The sequence below is a fragment of the Janthinobacterium sp. LPB2021202312-11-4 genome (assembly GCF_037049705.1).
GTDB lineage: Bacteria > Pseudomonadota > Gammaproteobacteria > Pseudomonadales > Pseudomonadaceae > Aquipseudomonas.
On sequence record NZ_JBAGKV010000027.1, the window covers coordinates 48,796 to 67,136 of the forward strand.

Below are 18,341 nucleotides of genomic sequence, written 5' to 3' on the forward strand. Positions count from 1 at the left end.
AAACGACCTTTTCAGGGTAGAGAGCGTTCTGCGTTCTAGTGCGCAATCAAGGTCTATCGCTCTCGTGAACTTCATCCTACGCTGGGACAAAGCGCACACAAAATCTGCGGCATTATATACTGGCGCTACTGAAACGGAAACGACACCGCTTGCCGCGTCCATTCCCGGCGCCGCCCACATCGGAAATCCCATGCAACTCAAGAACCCCATCCTCGGCCTGTGCCAACAGTCCACCTTCATGCTCAGCGCTGCCAAAGTCGACCAATGTCCCGACGACGAAGGCTTTGAAGTGGCCTTCGCCGGGCGTTCCAACGCCGGTAAATCCAGCGCGTTGAACACCCTGACGCACGCCAGCCTGGCGCGGACCTCGAAAACTCCGGGTCGCACGCAACTCTTGAACTTCTTCAAACTAGACGATGATCGTCGTCTGGTCGACCTTCCGGGCTACGGTTACGCAAAAGTACCGATCCCGTTGAAGCTGCACTGGCAGCGTCACCTGGAAGCCTATCTGGGTGGTCGCGAGAGTTTGAAAGGTCTGATCCTGATGATGGACATCCGTCATCCAATGACCGATTTCGACCTGCTGATGCTCGACTGGGCGGTTGCCAGCGGCATGCCGATGCACATTTTGCTGACCAAAGCCGACAAGTTGACCTACGGCGCGGCGAAAAACGTCCTGCTCAAGGTTCAGTCGGATATCCGCAAAGGCTGGGGTGATGCGATCAGTATCCAGTTGTTCTCGGCGCCAAAACGCCTGGGCCTGGAAGACGCCTACACTGTACTGGCAGGCTGGATGGAGCTGGCGGACAAGGGTTCGGAGCTTGCCGAGCAATAAATCGCAGGCAAAAAAAACCCCGGACTTCGTATGGGGAGGGGGAAGTTCCGGGGTTCAAGTTCCGGACCGCTAGGGCGGGGTCCAGATATCTGCCAACACTTAACACAACATAGGAGCATCGAAGGGCTTCACCAGCCATTCAGTAACTCTGAGTGGCGGTTGACGAGATTAGTTCAGAATTTTTTCAAATGCCTTTGGAATAACCCGGCGCATTTTTCGAACTAAGCACCCTTCGAGCCCGCTTCTGCCGCGGCACTATGCTGCAGCAGAAACCTCTGTTTCAGACGGCTCAGTGAGCCTCATCCCAGTTGTTGCCCACGCCAACTTCAACCAGCAGCGGCACATCCAGCTTCACCGCGTTGCTCATGTGCGCCCGAATTTCTTCACGCACCTGATCGACCAGGTCCTCACGCACTTCCAGCACCAATTCATCGTGCACCTGCAGAATGACTTTGGCGTCCAGGCCCGACGACGTCAGCCAGTTGTCCACCGCCACCATGGCTTTCTTGATGATGTCGGCGGCGGTTCCTTGCATCGGGGCGTTGATCGCCGTGCGTTCGGCGCCTTTGCGCAGGGCCGGGTTTTTCGCGTTGATCTCCGGCAGGTACAGGCGACGGCCGAAGATGGTTTCGACAAAACCCTGCTCGGCGGCTTGGGTGCGCGTGCGTTCCATGTACTCGAGCACGCCGGGGTAGCGGGCGAAGTAACGGTCGATGTACGCCTGGGACTGTTTGCGATCGACACCGATCTGCTTGGCCAGGCCAAATGCGCTCATGCCGTAGATCAAACCGAAGTTGATAGCCTTGGCGCTGCGCCGTTGGTCGGTGGTGACTTCGGTCAGCTCAACGCCGAAGACTTCCGCGGCGGTGGCTTTGTGCACATCCAGGTCGTTGCGGAAGGCGTGCAGCAAGCCTTCGTCCTTGGCCAAGTGCGCCATGATCCGCAGTTCGATCTGCGAATAGTCCGCCGCCAGCAGTTTGTAGCCTTTTGGCGCGATGAACGCCTGACGAATCCGCCGGCCTTCGGCCGTACGAATCGGGATGTTCTGCAGGTTTGGATCGCTGGAGGACAAACGCCCGGTCGCCGCGACAGCCTGATGATAAGAGGTGTGAATCCGCCCAGTGCGCGGGTTGATCTGCTCCGGCAAGCGGTCGGTGTAGGTGCTTTTCAACTTGCTCATCGAGCGGTACTGCATCAGTACCTTGGGCAGCGGGAAATCCTGGTCGGCCAGTTCCGCCAACACGGCTTCGGCGGTGGACGCCTGGCCCTTGGCGGTTTTGCTGAGGATTGGCAGGCCGAGTTTTTCGTACAGGATCGCGCCCAATTGCTTCGGCGAGCCGAGGTTGAATTCTTCGCCGGCGATGGCATACGCCTCACGCTCCAGCTCAACCATTTTCTTGCCCAGCTCGATGCTTTGAACGCCCAGCAGCTTGTCATCGACCAGTGCGCCCTGACGCTCGATCCGCGCCAGCACCGGCACCAGCGGCATTTCGATTTCGCTCAGGACCTTGCTCAGGCTCGGGATCGCGTTGAGCTTGGCCTGCAAGGTTTGATGCAGGCGCAACGTCACGTCGGCGTCTTCGGCGGCGTAAGGCCCGGCCTGTTCCACGGGGATCTGGTCAAAGGTCAGCTGCTTGGCGCCCTTGCCGGCGATGTCGGTAAAACTGGTGGTGGTGTGATTCAGGTACTTGAGCGCCAGGCTGTCCATGTCGTGGCGGGTCGCAGTGGAGTCCAGCACGTAGGATTCGAGCATGGTGTCGAACGCGATGCCTTGCACGCTGATGCCGCAGTTCTGATCGCCACCGATGGCGCAGTTGGCCAGGATGTTCATGTCGAACTTGGCGTGCTGGCCGACCTTGAGCTTGTTCGGGTCTTCGAGGATCGGTTTCAGTGCGCGCAGTACGGTGTCGCGGTCCAGTTGCTCCGGCGCGCCCATGTAGGAATGGGTCAACGGGATGTAGGCTGCTTCGTTGGCCTGCACGGCGAACGAGACACCGACCAATTGCGCCTGTTGAGCGTCGATGCCGGTGGTTTCCGTATCGAAAGCGAACAGTTTGGCGTCGTTCAGCTTCTTCAGCCAGAGATCGAAATCGGCCTGGGTGAGGATCGTCGTGTACTTGAGTTCGGTGGCGGCGATGACTTCTTCAACCACCGGTGCGACCACAGCCTGACCGGAACGCTTGGCGTCGCGCTGGTTGTCTTCGAACCAGCTCTTGAACTCCAGCAGGGTGTAGAGCTCGGCGAGTTTGTCGTGGTCCGGCTCGCCCATTTGCAGGTCATCGAGGCCGATGTCCAGCGGCACGTCGATCTTGATGGTCGCCAGGCGATAGGAGAGGAAAGCCATCTCCTTATGCTCTTCAAGCTTGGCCGGCAGGGTCTTGGCGCCGCGAATCGGCAGGGTCGGGACGATGTCGAGCTGCGCGTAGAGCTCGGTCAGGCCGCCGTTCACGCCGACCAGCAGGCCGGACGCGGTTTTCGGGCCGATGCCGGGAACGCCGGGGATGTTGTCGGACGAATCGCCCATCAGCGCCAGATAATCGATGATCTGCTCGGGAGCGACGCCGAATTTCTCCTTCACGCCCTCCACGTCCATGCTGCTACCGGTCATGGTATTGACCAAGGTAATGTGCCCGTCGACCAGTTGCGCCATGTCCTTGTCGCCAGTGGAAATCACCACCGGGCGGTCGGCCGCCGCGCTGCTACGGGCCAGGGTGCCGATCACGTCATCGGCCTCGACGCCTTCGACGCACAGCAACGGGAAGCCCAGGGCGATCACGCTTTGATGCAGCGGTTCGATTTGCACGCGCATGTCGTCGGGCATGCTCGGGCGGTTGGCCTTGTACTCGGCGAACATCTCGTCGCGAAACGTCCCGCCCTTGGCGTCGAACACCACGGCGAACGGGCTGTCCGGGTACTGCTTGCGCAGACTCTTGAGCATGTTCAACACACCTTTGACCGCGCCGGTCGGCAGGCCTTTGGAGGTGGTCAGCGGTGGTAGCGCATGAAACGCGCGATACAGGTAAGAAGAACCGTCCACCAGGACGAGGGGGGCTTGGCTCATGAGCAGGATCAACCTTTTCGGCGGGTCCGGCGCTAGAATAGCGGGACCGTTGACGACAAAGGGACAAGGTTATCATGCGCACACTAAATCGCCTGTTGCTGGCTGGGTTGTTTGCAACCGTTCCATTGGCCGTGATGGCGGCTGACGATGTGTCAAAGGCTGAGCCGGAAGTCACGATCCACACGGAAGGGGACAAGGTCATTCAGGAATACCGCCAAAACGGCTTCCTGTATGCGATCAAGGTCACACAGAAAGGCTTTCCTCCGTATTTTCTGGTGCGCGCGGACGGCACGGATGCAAACTTCATCCGCTCGGACCAGCCGGATATGTTGATTCCGTCGTGGAAAATCTTTGAGTGGAAGTAGTTTCTTAACTTTAATCGGCGCCGCCCCAATCGCGGCGCCCGAACTGAGCAGTTTTTAACCATGTCTGTGTTCACCCCCCTGGCTCGGCCCGAGCTGGAAACCTTTCTCGCCCCATACGGGCTCGGCCGCCTGCTCGATTTCCAGGGGATTGCCGCCGGTAGTGAAAACACCAATTTCTTTATCAGCCTGGAGCAGGGCGAGTTTGTCCTGACCCTGGTTGAGCGCGGCCCGGTTCAGGAGATGCCGTTCTTCATCGAGCTGCTCGACGTGTTGCACGAGGCTGATCTGCCAGTGCCTTACGCCCTGCGCACCACCGATGGCATCGCCCTGCGTGAACTGGCCGGCAAACCGGCGCTGTTGCAGCCACGCCTGGCCGGCAAACACATCAAGGAAGCCAACGCCCAGCATTGCGCCCAGGTCGGCGAGTTGCTCGGCCATCTGCATCTGGCGACCCAGGCCAACATGATCAAGCGCAAGACCGATCGTGGCCTGGACTGGATGCTGGAGGAGGGCACGCAGTTGCTCTCGCACCTGAACGCCGAGCAAAGCGATCTGCTGCAACGGGCGTTGGACGAAATCACACAGCAAAAAGAGAAAATTCTGGCGCTGCCTCGGGCCAATATCCACGCGGACCTGTTCCGCGACAATGCGATGTTCGAAGGTACGCACCTGACCGGGTTGATCGACTTCTACAACGCCTGTTCCGGGCCGATGTTGTACGACGTAGCGATTGCCTTGAATGACTGGTGCTCGGACGAGCAAGGTTTGATTGACGGGCCACGGGCTCGGGCCTTGCTGGGCGCCTATGCGGCGCTGCGACCGTTCACGGCGGCGGAGGCCGAGCTGTGGCCGACCATGCTGCGGGTGGCGTGCGTGCGGTTCTGGCTGTCGCGGTTGATTGCAGCGGAGTCTTTTGCGGGGCAGGACGTGTTGATTCACGATCCGATGGAGTTTCAGTTGCGCTTGGCACAGCGGCAGAAGGTGAGCAATCCGTTGCCGTTTGCGCTTTGAAAGTCAAAAGATCGCAGCCTTCGGCAGCTCCTACAGAGAACGGTGTAGGCGCTGCCGGAGGCTGCGATCTTTTTTATGGGGTTACAACGACTCCAGGCACCCCGCCAAATCATTCCCCAACTTCTCCAGCACCTGCTCATACCCCTGAGCGGTCGCCGGGGTGTAGCCGCCCAGCGCATCCAGTTCCGCCAGTTTCACCGGCAGGCCGGCCACCAGGGTTTCCGCCAGGCGCGGACGCAGCGGCGGCTCGCTGAACACGCAGGTTTTGCCGACTTCCTGCAAACGCGTGCGCATCGCCGCGACGTGCTGGGCGCCTGGCTGGACTTCGGCAGCAACGCTGAACACGCCGGTGTGCTTGAGGCCGTAGGCGTCTTCGAAGTAGTCGAAGGCTTCGTGGAACACGAAGTAAGGTTTGCCTGCGATGCCGGCCAATCGAGCCTTCAAGCGCAGGTCCAGCGCATCCAGACGCTCATCGAAAGCCTTGAGGTTGCTCTGATAGCGCGCCGCGTTCTCAGGATCGGCGGCGCTCAGGTCGGCGGCCATTTTCGTCGCAATCACCCGGGCATTCACCGGCGATAGCCACAAATGCGCGTCCAGCGTGCCAGGGCGGTGATCGTGGTCATGTTCGTCGGCATCTTCGGCGTGAGACTGGCTATCTTCGGCGAAGTGACGCAGTTTCAGATCAGGCAAATCCTGCACGGCCACGGTCGGTAACGTACGACCTTTCAGCACGCGGGGCAGGAAACCTTCCATGTCCGGGCCGATCCAGTACACCAGATCCACCGATTGCACTTTGCGTACGTCGGACGGGCGCAGCGCATAGTTATGCGGCGAGGCTCCCGGCGGCAGTAATACTTCCGGAATCGCCACGCCGTCCTGCACGGCTGCGGCAATCAGCTGCAACGGCTTGATGCTGGTGAGCACAGTGACTTGGGCTTGAGCCGAACCGATCAGCAGGAAACTAGCGATAATTGCGACACAGATAGAAAAAAGTCGGGACACGATGACCACTCGAAGAGGCGAGAACGGGTAACATAATAACGTCTCTCACAAAACTCGTCGCCGCTCATGCCTAAAACACCGATTGCCAGCCGTCCCCACGACCACTCTCATTGCGTGCACAGCGCATTGTCTGAGGCCGATGCCTTATGCGCACGTCAGGGCCTGCGCCTGACCGCTTTGCGCCGGCGGGTGCTGGAACTGGTGTGGCAGAGCCACAAACCGCTGGGCGCCTACGACATCCTGGCGGTACTCAGCGAGCAGGATGGCCGCCGCGCGGCGCCACCGACCGTGTACCGCGCGCTGGATTTCCTGCTGGATAACGGCCTGGTGCACCGCATCTCCTCGTTGAACGCTTTCGTCGGCTGCAATCACCCGGAACACGCCCACCAGGGCCAGTTCCTGATTTGCCGCGAATGCCATGCCGCCATCGAGTTGCAACAGAAATCCATCGGCGACGCGATCATCCTCAGCGCCAAGGATGTCGGATTTGTCGTCGAAGCCCAGACCGTTGAAGTGGTCGGGCTCTGCTCGGGTTGCCAGGGGGCTTGATGAGCAACGCGCTGATCCGTCTTGAGCAGGTTGCCGTCACCTTTGCCGGGCAAAGCGTGCTGGAAAACATTGATCTGAGCGTCGAGCCGGGGCAAATCGTGACCCTGATCGGCCCCAACGGTGCCGGCAAAACCACCCTGGTGCGCGCGGTCCTTGGCCTGTTGAAACCGGACAGCGGCAACGTCTGGCGCAAGCCGAAGCTGCGCGTTGGCTACATGCCGCAAAAACTCCATGTCGATCCGACCCTGCCGCTCTCGGTGCTGCGCTTTTTGCGCCTGGTGCCGGGTGTGGACCGGGCGCGTGCGTTGTCGGCGCTCAAGGAAGTCGGCGCCGAGCACGTCATCGACAGCCCGGTGCAAACGGTGTCGGGTGGTGAAATGCAGCGCGTGCTGCTGGCCCGGGCGCTGTTGCGTGAACCGGAATTGCTGGTGCTCGACGAGCCGGTGCAAGGCGTCGATGTGGCCGGCCAGGCCGAGCTGTACAGCCTGATCACCCGTCTGCGCGACCGTCACGGCTGCGGCGTGTTGATGGTTTCCCACGATTTGCATTTGGTCATGAGCACCACCGATCAAGTGGTCTGCCTGAATCGCCATGTCTGCTGCTCAGGGCACCCGGAACACGTCAGCGGCGATCCGGCTTTCGTCGAGCTGTTCGGAAAAAACGCACAAAGCCTGGCGATTTATCACCACCATCACGACCACGCCCACGACCTGCATGGCTCGGTTGTCAGCGCGACCGCGTCGGCCCAACCCCACGTTCATGGAGATAGCTGCAAGCATGGCTGATTTTCTGCTCTACGCCCTGCTTGCAGGTCTGGCCCTGGCCTTGGTCGCGGGCCCGCTGGGTTCGTTTGTGGTCTGGCGCCGTATGGCTTACTTCGGCGACACCCTTTCCCACGCTGCGCTGCTGGGTGTGGCCCTGGGTTTCCTGCTGGATGTCAGCCCGACGGTGGCCGTCACCGTCGGTTGCCTGTTGCTGGCGGTGTTGCTGGTGACCTTGCAGCAGCGTCAGCCGCTGGCGTCCGACACGCTGCTGGGCATTCTTGCGCCGAGCACGCTCTCGCTGGGCCTGGTGGTACTAAGCTTCATGCATGAAGTGCGGATCGATCTGATGGCCTATCTGTTTGGCGATCTGCTGGCGATCAGCCCGACCGATCTGGCCTGGATTCTCGGCGGCAGCGCGGCGGTGCTGGGGTTGCTGGTGACGCTGTGGCGGCCATTGTTGGCGATCACCGTGCACGAAGAGTTGGCGACGGTTGAAGGCCTGCCGGTAGCGGCGTTGCGCCTGACCCTGATGTTGCTGATCGCCGTTGTGATCGCCGTGGCGATGAAAATCGTCGGTGTGTTGCTGATTACTTCGCTGTTGATCATCCCGGCGGCTGCGGCACAACGTCACGCCCGCTCGCCGGAGCAGATGGCACTGGGCGCGAGCCTGCTGGGCATGCTCGCGGTGTGTGGCGGGCTGGCGTTGTCGTGGTTCAAGGACACCCCGGCAGGCCCATCGATTGTTGTGACGGCCGCCGCACTGTTTCTGCTGAGTTTTGTCCTGCCCCGTCGAGGGGTGTAGACTTGCTCGTTTTTTGCGCAAATAGAGAGTCGCAGGAATGAAGCCGTTCGCCTCCCGTTATCTGCTCCTTGTCGCATTTTCTCTGCTGCTGGGCGCTTGCCAAAGCACGCCACCGGCGGCCACCGAGGCCCCCGATGCACGGGCCACGGCCATCGCACAACTGGAACAAAACCTGGCCAGCAGCGAGCTGGCCACCGCCGAAGACCAATTGGCCGCCTTGCAGGCCCAGTCGCCCGACGATCCAAGCCTTGTGCAATACCAGCGGCAACTCGCCGAAGCCTATCTGCAACGCAGCCAGATCGTGTTGCAAAAAGGCGATGTGAACGCCGCCGCGACCGCCCTGAGCCGTGCCCGGGCGTTGATGCCCAAGGCTCCGGCGCTGACCGGCGGGGTGAACAACGCCATCGTTAATGCGCGCAAGGCTGAGCTGGACAAGGCCGAAGCCGCGCTGATGGCCGCTGAAGCCAAGCCGAAAGCCAAAGTCATCGACCCGACGGCGCAAAGCACCACGGTGGCGTTGAACCTCACCGATATGAGCAAACTGCGTCGTCAACTGGACGCTATCGCCGCCGATGTGGTGAATTATGAATGCGCTGTAAGCATTCAAGCGCCGCGCACCCAGGATTACCCTTGGTTGGCTACGTTGCTGACCAATCGGGTGAAGAAACTGGATTCGGGTTTTGACTTGAAGCTGGAGAAGCAGATTTTGCGCAATGTGCCGGCGCAGATGGTTCTAAGCCCACGTAAGCCTTAAAAGCATCGCGGGCAAGCCATGCTCCTACAGGGTTTGTGTCGTTCACACGATTGGTGAACGGCTCGGACCCTGTAGGAGCAAGGCTTGCCCGCGAAGGCATCCTTTCTAGCAATACACCTCTCTAAGCCGGAATCGCCTTGGCCTTGGGCTCCCGCTCCCACACCCGATGCTGCCCGATCGCGGCAAAAAACGCCTTGAACAATTTGGCGTCCGCGCCAACGATCAACCCCGCATCCGCCTCCAGTTTCAACACATCCAGCAACTGCTTGGCCTCGCCGTGCAACGCAATCGCCTTCAGGTGTTTGTACGCCTCCAGCAAGTAATGCAATGCCACGCCATCACCGCTCAACGCCTTGATCGACGCCGCGCCACCCGGCACAAACACCGCATCGAACGCCACGGAAGGCAAGCCTTCCATCGACGCGTCCACCGGCAGCGACTTGCCATCGGCAGTTTTCACCGGCGCGGAGGTCGGGCCGAGCAACTTGGCGTGAGCACCCTCGGCCGCCAGCGCTTTCTTCATCGCCTCAATCGCCGCACCATCGACGCCGTTTGCCGCAAGAATCGCCACTTTCCGGGTCTTGATATTTTCTGGCAGCAGATTGGCCTGGCTCAACGCCGGGGAGTTATCCAGCGAGGTTTTGCGCACCTCGACCGTCCCGGCCTTCGGCGCGGGCAGCCCCAGATTGGCGGCGACACGCTTGGCCAGTTCCAGGTCAATGTTGGCGAGGATCTCGTTCACCTGGCGCACACGGATAAATTCACGCTCCACCTTGCCCAGCTCAAAGCTGTAGGCCGAGATGATGTGTTCCTGCTCATGCTTGCTCATGCTGTGGAAGAACAGCCGCGCTTGGGAGAAGTGATCGCTGAACGATTCGCTGCGTTGGCGGATCTTGTTCGCGTCGATGCGTTCCGGGTACGTCTCGAAACCGCCGTCCTTGGCCGCCGCCGGAGTTTCCTTCGGCCAGCCGCCATCAATCGAGTTCGGTTCGTAGGACGCGCGACCCTTGTCGATGGTGGTGCGGTGCAACGCATCCCGCTGTCCGTTGTGGAACGGCGCGACCGGGCGGTTGATCGGGATCTCGTGAAAGTTCGGCCCGCCGAGTCGGCTGATTTGCGTATCGGTGTAGGAAAACAGCCGACCTTGCAGCAGCGGATCGTTGGAGAAGTCGATGCCCGGCACGATATGCCCCGGGCAGAAGGCAACTTGCTCGGTTTCGGCGAAGAAGTTGTCCGGGTTGCGGTTCAGCACCATTTTGCCCAACGGTGTGATCGGGACGATTTCTTCGGGGATCAGTTTGGTCGGGTCGAGGATGTCGAAATCGAAGCTGTGTTCGTTTTCCTCTTCAATGATTTGTACGCCAAGTTCCCATTCCGGGTAGTCCCCGGTCTCGATGGCCTCCCAGAGATCGCGACGGTGAAAGTCAGTGTCTTTACCGGCGAGTTTCTGCGCCTCATCCCAGACCAGCGAGCAGGTGCCGGCGGTAGGGCGCCAGTGGAATTTGACGAAGCGCGATTTGCCTTCGGCATTGACCAGCCGGAACGTATGCACGCCGAAGCCCTGCATGCTGCGCAGGCTTTTCGGGATCGCCCGGTCGGACATGGCCCAAATCACCATGTGCGCCGACTCTGGCACCAACGAGACAAAATCCCAGAAGGTGTCGTGGGCCGAGCCGCCGGTAGGGATTTCGTTATGCGGCTCAGGCTTCACCGCGTGGACGAAGTCGGGAAACTTGATCGCGTCCTGGATGAAAAACACCGGCATGTTATTGCCCACCAGGTCGAAGTTGCCTTCGTCGGTGAAAAACTTCACGGCGAAACCTCGTACGTCCCGCACGGTATCACCTGACCCGCGCGGGCCCTGAACCGTAGAAAAACGGGTGAACACCGGGGTTTTCTTCCCTGGGTCCTGTAGGAAACCGGCCTTGGTCAGCGCAGCATGGTTCTCGTAGGTCTGGAAGTAGCCATGGGCGCCAGTGCCGCGGGCGTGGACGATGCGTTCGGGAATGCGCTCGTGGTCAAAATGCGTGATCTTTTCACGCATGATGAAATCTTCAAGCAGCGACGGCCCACGGGCGCCGACTTTCAAGGTGTTCTGGTTGTCCGACACCTTCACGCCCTGGTTGGTGCGCAGGGCCTGTTCGGTGGCGTCGGAGCGAAATTTTTCCAGGCTGTCGAGCTTGGCGTTGGTGTTGCCTCGGTCCAGGGTATCGGTCCCGGCCAGTGCGCTTTTTGGGGTGGCAGGTTTTTTGGTACTCATCAGGCTTAAACTCCTCGTTGCGATTCCCGCCGTAGCCAGGACTCTTGAGCAATTCCCCAGGCACGGCACCGGGGGCGTTTTCGAGTTGCCTAATTAGTGACTGATGAGGTTTTTGGCCGTTCCTTTTTTCTGACCTTTGATCGCGTTATTGCCAAATGGAAGGTTGAATGAGGAATAAATGCTAATAACCTCTATACGGACAGGCTAAAATGCGCGCCCGGCTAACCGCTGATCCTTTTCCAACGCGCCCCACAAGGTTCGCTACGTGATCGAGTTTCAAAACGTCCATAAGACTTACCGCGTCGCCGGTAAGGATATTCCCGCCCTGCATCCGACCAGTCTGACGATTGAGAACGGTCAGGTCTTCGGCCTGATCGGTCATTCCGGTGCGGGAAAAAGTACCCTGCTGCGTCTGATCAATCGCCTGGAAGAATCCAGTGGCGGCAAGATCTTCGTCGATGGCGAAGAAGTGACCGCGCTCGACGCGAACAGCTTGCGGCGTTTTCGCCAGCAAGTCGGGATGATTTTCCAGCACTTCAACCTGCTGGCGTCCAAGACTGTGGCCGACAACGTCGCGCTGCCGCTGACCCTGGCCGGCGAGTTGTCCCGCAGCGAAATCGACCAGCGTGTGGCCGAACTTCTGGCCCGTGTCGGCCTGTCCGACCACGCCAAGAAGTACCCGGCGCAGTTGTCCGGCGGCCAGAAGCAGCGCGTCGGCATCGCCCGCGCCCTGGCGACCAAGCCGAAAATCCTGCTGTGCGACGAAGCCACCAGCGCCCTCGACCCGCAGACCACCGCGTCGGTCCTGCAATTGCTGGCCGAGATCAACCGCGAACTGAAGCTGACCATCGTCCTGATCACCCACGAGATGGATGTGATCCGTCGCGTTTGCGATCAAGTGGCGGTGATGGATGCCGGTGTGATCGTCGAGCAAGGCTCGGTGGCCGAGGTGTTCCTGCATCCCAAGCACCCGACCACCAAGCGGTTCGTGCAGGAAAGCGAGCAGATCGACGAAAGCGAACAGCGCGATGACTTCGCTCACGTACCGGGCCGAATCGTGCGTCTGACCTTCCAGGGCGAAGCGACCTACGCGCCATTGCTGGGTACCGTCGCTCGGGAAACCGGTGTGGACTACAGCATCCTGGCCGGTCGTATCGACCGCATCAAAGACGTCCCTTACGGGCAACTGACCCTGGCCGTCACCGGCGGCGACATGGAGGCGGCGTTTGCCCGTTTCACCGCGGCTGACGTCCACATGGAGGTGCTGCGCTAATGGAAGCCCTGATGAGTTTCTTCGCCAACATCGACTGGTTCGAGATTTGGCTGGCCACCGGCGACACAATGATGATGCTCGGCGGTTCGCTGCTGTTCACCGTTCTGCTCGGCTTGCCGCTGGGTGTGTTGTTGTTCCTGTGCAGCCCGCGTCAGTTGCTGGAGTCCAAAGGCCTCTACGCCGTGCTGTCGCTGGTGGTGAACATCCTGCGTTCGCTGCCGTTCATTATTTTGCTGATTGTGATGATCCCGTTCACGGTGCTGATTACCGGCACGTCTCTCGGCGTCGCGGGTGCGATCCCGCCGCTGGTGGTCGGCGCCACGCCGTTCTTCGCACGGCTGGTGGAAACCGCGTTGCGTGAAGTGGATCGCGGCATCATCGAAGCGACCCAGGCCATGGGCGCGACCACCAAGCAGATCATCATCAACGCCTTGCTGCCGGAAGCCCGCCCGGGCATCTACGCGGCGATTACGGTGACGGCGATTACACTGGTGTCCTACACGGCGATGGCCGGTGTGGTCGGCGCCGGTGGCTTGGGCGACCTGGCCATCCGTTTCGGCTACCAGCGTTTCCAGACCGATGTGATGATCGTCACCGTCGTGCTGTTGCTGGTGCTGGTGCAGGTGCTGCAAATGGTTGGCGACAGGCTGGTCGTGCACTTTTCCCGAAAATAAATGCCTCACGTCATCAATACATGAGCCGGCCATTCGCTGGCAGGCGCCACACGGGCGCCTCACAAGGAGTTAGCTGAATGAAAAAACTACTCGTCGCATTGGCTGCTGTAGCGGCGTTTTCCGCCCAGGCCGACGAAACCCTGACCGTCGCCGCGACTCCGGTTCCCCACGCGGAAATCCTCGAGTTTGTGAAACCGGTTCTGGCCAAAGAAGGCGTGGACCTGAAGGTCAAGGTTTTCACCGATTACATCCAGCCGAACGTCCAGGTTGCCGAGAAGCGTCTGGACGCCAACTTCTTCCAGCACCAGCCGTACCTGGATGAGTTCAACAAGGCCAAGGGCACCAACCTGGTCGCTGTGGCCGGTGTGCACCTGGAACCGCTGGGCGCTTACTCCAGCAAGTACAAAGCCCTGAGCGAATTGCCGGGCGGCGCCAACGTGGTGATCCCGAACGATGCCACCAACGGCGGCCGTGCGCTGTTGCTGCTGGCGAAGGCGGGCCTGATCAAGTTGAAGGATTCGAACAACATCCTCTCGACCATCAAAGACATCACCGAGAACCCGAAGGACCTGAAATTCCGCGAACTGGAAGCCGCGACCATCCCGCGCGTGCTGACCCAGGTCGACCTGGCGCTGATCAACACCAACTACGCGCTGGAAGCCAAGCTTGATCCGTCCAAGGATGCGCTGGTGATCGAAGGCAACGACTCGCCTTACGTGAACATCCTGGTGGCCCGTCCGGACGACAAGGACAGCGACGCGATGAAGAAACTGGTTGCGGCGCTGCACAGCCCGGAAGTCAAAGCGTTCATTCTCGAGAAGTACAAAGGCGCGGTATTGCCGGCGTTCTGATCTGAAGTTTTAACGGAAATGATCGTTCCCACGCGTAGGAACGATCAGCGAAAAGGGGACGCCACGAGCGTCCCCTTTTTTGTGCCTGAAACACCGACCCCTGTAGGAGCCAGGCTTGCCGGCGAAGGCGATTTCACTAACGCCTTCGCTGGCAAGCCTGGCTCCTACAGAACAGCGTGGTGCTTAGTTGCGTTTGAGCATCACCGGCAGCTGCGCCACTAACTTGGTGTTGTTCAACGGCGCACGAATGAACCCCCGCTGCGTGCCGTCCGGCCCGATCACCGCGAGGTTGCCGCTGTGATCGACCGTGTAATTTGGCTTGCTGGTGTCCGCCGGGATGAACGGGATGCTCACGGCGTTGGCCAGTTTCTGGATGTCGTCCACTGAGGACGCGGTCAGGCCCTGGAACTGCGGATCGAAGTAGCCCAGGTACTGCTTGAGCTGTTTGGGCGTGTCGCGGTTCGGGTCGACGCTCACCAAGATGATCTGCAACTTGGCCACCGCTTCTGGCGGCAGTTCGCTTTTGATCTGGCGCAGTTGGGCGAGGGTGGTCGGGCAGATGTCCGGGCAGAAGGTGTAGCCGAAGAACAGCAGGCTCCACTTGTCTTTCAACTCGTTGACCGCCACTGGTTTGCCGTCCTGATCGGTCATCGTCACGCTCGGCAGGGTACGGCTTTGCGGCAGCAGGATGATGCCGGCGTCGATCAGCGCCGTCGGGTCGCCCTGGCCTTTGCCGGACAGCACTTTGTTGACGGTCAGGCCCAGAACCAGCGCGATCAGGGCGACGAGGATGAAGACGGTTTTCTGAGTTCGAGTCATAGGTTCAACAGTAAGTAGTGGTCTACGAGCAGGGCGATAAACAGCAGGAACAAGTACCAAATAGAGTACTTGAAGGTGTTGATCGCCGCGTGCGGCCGAGTGCCACGGTACAGCACCACGGCCCATTGCAGAAACCTCGCGCCCAGACCCAACGCACAAACGAGGTAGAGCACGCCGCTCATGTGGATTACATACGGCATCAGGCTGACCGCCAGCAGCGCGAAGGTGTAAAGCAGGATATGGACTTTGGTGTAGTGCTCGCCATGGGTCACCGGCAGCATCGGAATGTCAGCCTTGGCGTATTCCTCTTTGCGGTGAATGGCCAGGGCCCAGAAGTGTGGCGGGGTCCAGGCGAAGATGATCAGCACCAGCAGCAACGGTTCGGCGCCGAGATGGCCGGTGGCGGCGGTCCAGCCCAGCAGTGGTGGGGCTGCGCCGGCGAGGCCGCCGATGACGATGTTCTGCGGCGTCGCGCGTTTGAGGAAACCGGTGTAGACCACGGCATAACCGAGCAGGGACGCGAGGGTCAGCCATGCGGTCAGCGGGTTGGTGAACGCCAGCAGCAAGGCCTGGCCGAGCAGCGCCAGCACCAGGGCAAAGGTCAGCGCGGCGGCCGGCGACACCCGGCCTTCCGCCAATGGCCGCTTGTGAGTGCGCGCCATTACCGCGTCGATGCGCCGGTCCACCACATGATTGACCGCCGCCGCGCCTCCGGCACACAGGGCGATCCCCAGATTGCCGAACACCAGCACCGTCCACGGCACCCCGGCGCGGGTCGCGAGGAACATGCCGACCAGCGAGGTGATGAGCATCAGCACCACCACTTTCGGTTTGGTCAGCTCCAGGTAGTCGCGCCAGATCGCCTGACTGTGACGTTCGCCGATCAGAGTCGCCATGGCATCTCTCCTTTTATTGTTATGGGCCCGGCGGAATGTTTACGCGGGCTGAAGCGCCAGCGCGCAGGGGATTGCTGCTTGACCCGAACCAGACTGGTTCGCGCGTGATAATTGACCAGCACCATGCTCAGCAACAGCGCCGCGCCGCCGGCGTTGTGGGCAACGGCAATCGGCAGCGGCAGGTGAAACAGCACGTTGCTGATGCCCAACGTGATTTGTGTGCCGAGTGCGATCAGCACCAACCCCGCCAAACGGGTCATGCCGACCACTTTCAGTTGCCAGGCCAGGCCCAGCAGCACCAGCGTCACCAGTAGCGCGCCGATGCGGTGGGTCAGGTGAATCGCGGTGCGGGCATCGCTGTCCAGTTGCCCACCGAGGTAATTCGGGCCGATGTGTTGGGTCAGGTGAAAACCGTTGGCGAAGTCCGCCGGCGGCAGCCATTGGCCATGGCAGGTCGGGAAGTCGATGCACGCTACCGCCGCGTAGTTGGAACTGACCCAGCCACCGAGGGCGATTTGCAGAATCACCAGCAGCAACCCGGCCGTCGCCCAGTACTGCAAACGCTTGGGCACGGTTAGCGCGGGCATGACGCCGGACAGTCGCAACGTCAGCAGAAACAACAGACTCAACGTCGCAAACCCACCGAGCAAATGCCCGGTCACCACTTGCGGCCAGAGCTTGAGCGTCACCGTCCACATCCCGAACGCCGCTTGGGCGAACACCACGCCGAGCAGAAACAGCGGCAACTTCACCGGTTGGCCCGGATGCTTGCGATGCACCCAGGCGCGACCGGCCAGCACTGAAATCAACAACCCCAGGGTGCCGGCGAAGTAACGGTGGATCATCTCGTTCCAACCCTTGTGGGCCACCACGGGTGTATCGGGGAAATGCAGCTCGGCATGGGCCAGTTGGGCTTCGCTTTTCGGCACGCTGATAAAGCCATAGCACCCCGGCCAGTCCGGGCAGCCGAGGCCGGCGTGGGTCAGGCGAGTGTAGGCGCCGAGCAACACCACAATCAGTGCCAGCAGGGTGGCAAACAGCGCGAGGCGAAATCCAGGTTTGGCCATGACGATGCCCTTATCCGATGTTCGACAGTTTCAGCAGATGACGCAGATCGTTCAGCAGGTCCTTGCCCTTGACCGTCGGGTCGTAGCGCAGCACCAGATTGCCGTGGGGGTCGATGATCCACAGTTGCGGGGCGGTCTTGTCGCTCGTGGTCTTGCTGAAGGTGGTCAAGTCCATTGGGTAGCGCTGCAATTGCGGATATTCGCGGGTCAGCTTGGCTTCGTAATCGGCGGTCAGCGGTTGTGCCGCCGCTAAAGCATGGCTGGCGCGGGACGCATCGCGGCCGAGGCCGATCTGGATTTGCCGCGCCAGATACACCAGTTGCTGGCAATCCACCGAGCAATCCTTGGGCGCGGTCACCAGCATCTGCCAGCGGTCCTCCTCGGCCTGCACGCCGAGGTCGGCGCGGGTCTGGCCGTTGCCGATCAGTTCGCCGTGATAGCTGCGACCGTCCGGCACCCAGAAATTCAGTTTGTACATGCCGGTGGCGAGGATCATCGGACCGATCACCCCGAGCAGGATCAGCAGCAGTTGCAAGCGACCCTTGCGCCGACTCGCCGGCGTTTTCGCCTCAGACATGCTGGGTGGATTCATGGCCGCTCCCATGGTGTTTCTCCTTTGCGTTGTGCCAGCCGAGGTAGATAAAAAGGCCAAGCAGGGCGATCGCCATGGCGAACCACTGCACGGCGTAAGCGATGTGTTTTTCCGGCCCCATGGCCACCACCGGCCAATCGGCCTGGTAGGACGCGGGGCCAGTTTCTTCACGTAATTCGTAGGCGAAGCCTTCGCGGTCGAGCGCGGCCCAGAGCTTGGCAGGTTCGACGGCGGTGATGAGTTTTGGCCAGGTCGAGGTGCTCGGGTCGGCGTGGAGCTGGAAGGTCGCGCCGGGGGACACGTAGACCCAGGCGTCGATGCTCAACGCTTCGGTCGGGGTCTTGAATTGCGGCGGTGTACGGCGCTCCGGCCAGGGCAGCCAGCCGCGATTGACCAGCAGCCAAAGCCCGGTGGCCTGATCGTGAAACGGTTGCAGCAACTCGACGCCGACTTTGCCGTTGCGTTGGCGGTTGTCCAGCAACAGGCTGTGCTCGGCGTCGAACTGACCGTGCAGGCGCACCCGGCGAAAGGCTGGGTCCTGGGTGTTCAGCAGTTCGGAACTGGCCATCGGCTCCGCCGCCCGGCGCTCGGCGTAGCTTTGCAGCAGCGCGCTTTTCTCCGCGCCACGGCTCAGTTGCCAGAAGCCGAGCGACACCAGCAGCGGCAGCAACAGCGCGACCACAATCGTCGGCACGATGCCCGGCCGAAAGCGCTTCATGACGCCGCCAGAAAGTCGGTCATCGCGATAGCTATACTCAACTGCATC

The 18,341-nt window shown here is 60.9% G+C and carries 18 protein-coding genes; 10 read left to right on the forward strand and 8 right to left on the reverse strand.

Annotation, left to right across the window (positions count from 1 at the left end):
- Positions 1-190: 190 nt before the first annotated feature.
- The gene (gene yihA, locus V5E99_RS24180) at positions 191-835 is read left to right on the forward strand and encodes a ribosome biogenesis GTP-binding protein YihA/YsxC (protein ID WP_499804751.1); all 645 of its coding nucleotides are present in this window, start codon (positions 191-193) and stop codon (positions 833-835) included.
- Between the two features lie 289 nt (positions 836-1,124).
- Here the strand turns inward: yihA and polA are convergent, their stop codons facing one another.
- A complete protein-coding gene (polA, locus tag V5E99_RS24185) occupies positions 1,125-3,896 on the reverse strand; it encodes a DNA polymerase I (RefSeq protein WP_499804752.1) in 2,772 nt (923 codons plus the stop codon).
- Positions 3,897-3,970: 74 nt separating this feature from the next.
- On the opposite strand from polA, the gene V5E99_RS24190 reads away from it, so the two are divergent.
- Together V5E99_RS24190 and V5E99_RS24195 are read left to right on the forward strand one after the other, a co-directional pair.
- Entirely contained in the window at positions 3,971-4,261 is a 291-nt protein-coding gene (locus tag V5E99_RS24190) for a DUF2782 domain-containing protein (protein WP_499804753.1), read from the forward strand.
- Between the two features lie 60 nt (positions 4,262-4,321).
- Positions 4,322-5,272: a homoserine kinase gene (locus V5E99_RS24195; RefSeq protein ID WP_499804754.1), complete on the forward strand. Its 951-nt coding sequence runs from the start codon at positions 4,322-4,324 to the stop codon at positions 5,270-5,272.
- 81 nt (positions 5,273-5,353) lie between these two features.
- Here the strand turns inward: V5E99_RS24195 and znuA are convergent, their stop codons facing one another.
- Positions 5,354-6,274: a zinc ABC transporter substrate-binding protein ZnuA gene (znuA, locus tag V5E99_RS24200; protein ID WP_499804755.1), complete on the reverse strand. Its 921-nt coding sequence runs from the start codon at positions 6,272-6,274 to the stop codon at positions 5,354-5,356.
- Between the two features lie 66 nt (positions 6,275-6,340).
- Here znuA and V5E99_RS24205 point away from each other — a divergent pair, with 66 nt between their 5' ends.
- From V5E99_RS24205 to V5E99_RS24220, 4 genes are read left to right on the forward strand one after another with little or no spacing between them, the layout of a single operon-like run.
- Positions 6,341-6,823, forward strand: a complete 483-nt coding sequence (locus tag V5E99_RS24205) for a Fur family transcriptional regulator (protein ID WP_499804756.1) — start codon at positions 6,341-6,343, stop codon at positions 6,821-6,823.
- Positions 6,823-7,608: a zinc ABC transporter ATP-binding protein ZnuC gene (znuC, locus tag V5E99_RS24210; RefSeq protein ID WP_499804757.1), complete on the forward strand. Its 786-nt coding sequence runs from the start codon at positions 6,823-6,825 to the stop codon at positions 7,606-7,608. The genes V5E99_RS24205 and znuC overlap by 1 nt, the downstream gene beginning before the upstream one ends.
- Entirely contained in the window at positions 7,601-8,389 is a 789-nt protein-coding gene (gene znuB, locus V5E99_RS24215) for a zinc ABC transporter permease subunit ZnuB (RefSeq protein ID WP_427629653.1), read from the forward strand. Before znuC ends, znuB begins: the two co-directional genes overlap by 8 nt.
- A 37-nt stretch (positions 8,390-8,426) precedes the next feature.
- A complete protein-coding gene (locus tag V5E99_RS24220; protein WP_499804758.1) occupies positions 8,427-9,143 on the forward strand; it encodes a PA5502 family lipoprotein in 717 nt (238 codons plus the stop codon).
- Between the two features lie 121 nt (positions 9,144-9,264).
- Here the strand turns inward: V5E99_RS24220 and katE are convergent, their stop codons facing one another.
- Positions 9,265-11,427, reverse strand: a complete 2,163-nt coding sequence (katE, locus tag V5E99_RS24225; protein ID WP_499804793.1) for a catalase HPII — start codon at positions 11,425-11,427, stop codon at positions 9,265-9,267.
- A gap of 241 nt (positions 11,428-11,668) precedes the next feature.
- On the opposite strand from katE, the gene V5E99_RS24230 reads away from it, so the two are divergent.
- The 3 genes from V5E99_RS24230 (at position 11,669) to V5E99_RS24240 (ending at position 14,201) form a co-directional block, all read left to right on the forward strand.
- Entirely contained in the window at positions 11,669-12,676 is a 1,008-nt protein-coding gene (locus tag V5E99_RS24230; protein WP_499804759.1) for a methionine ABC transporter ATP-binding protein, read from the forward strand.
- Entirely contained in the window at positions 12,676-13,350 is a 675-nt protein-coding gene (locus V5E99_RS24235) for a methionine ABC transporter permease (protein WP_499804760.1), read from the forward strand. The genes V5E99_RS24230 and V5E99_RS24235 overlap by 1 nt, the downstream gene beginning before the upstream one ends.
- A gap of 77 nt (positions 13,351-13,427) precedes the next feature.
- A complete protein-coding gene (locus V5E99_RS24240; RefSeq protein ID WP_499804761.1) occupies positions 13,428-14,201 on the forward strand; it encodes a MetQ/NlpA family ABC transporter substrate-binding protein in 774 nt (257 codons plus the stop codon).
- 183 nt (positions 14,202-14,384) lie between these two features.
- On the opposite strand, the gene V5E99_RS24245 is transcribed toward V5E99_RS24240, so the two are convergent.
- From V5E99_RS24245 to V5E99_RS24265, 5 genes are read right to left on the reverse strand one after another with little or no spacing between them, the layout of a single operon-like run.
- On the reverse strand, positions 14,385-15,020 hold the full coding sequence (locus tag V5E99_RS24245) for an SCO family protein (RefSeq protein WP_499804762.1): 636 nt from the start codon (positions 15,018-15,020) through the stop codon (positions 14,385-14,387).
- Positions 15,017-15,916 carry a heme o synthase gene (gene cyoE / locus V5E99_RS24250; protein ID WP_499804763.1) on the reverse strand — a complete coding sequence of 300 codons (900 nt, stop codon included), beginning with the start codon at positions 15,914-15,916 and terminating at the stop codon, positions 15,017-15,019. Before cyoE ends, V5E99_RS24245 begins: the two co-directional genes overlap by 4 nt.
- Positions 15,904-16,983, reverse strand: coding sequence for a COX15/CtaA family protein (locus tag V5E99_RS24255; protein WP_499804764.1), 1,080 nt, complete (start codon positions 16,981-16,983; stop codon positions 15,904-15,906). The genes cyoE and V5E99_RS24255 overlap by 13 nt, the downstream gene beginning before the upstream one ends.
- A gap of 10 nt (positions 16,984-16,993) precedes the next feature.
- Entirely contained in the window at positions 16,994-17,575 is a 582-nt protein-coding gene (locus V5E99_RS24260) for a PA_0111/PP_0108 family redox-active disulfide protein (protein ID WP_499804765.1), read from the reverse strand.
- Positions 17,553-18,293 carry an SURF1 family protein gene (locus V5E99_RS24265; protein ID WP_499804766.1) on the reverse strand — a complete coding sequence of 247 codons (741 nt, stop codon included), beginning with the start codon at positions 18,291-18,293 and terminating at the stop codon, positions 17,553-17,555. Before V5E99_RS24265 ends, V5E99_RS24260 begins: the two co-directional genes overlap by 23 nt.
- Positions 18,294-18,341 lie beyond the last annotated feature (48 nt).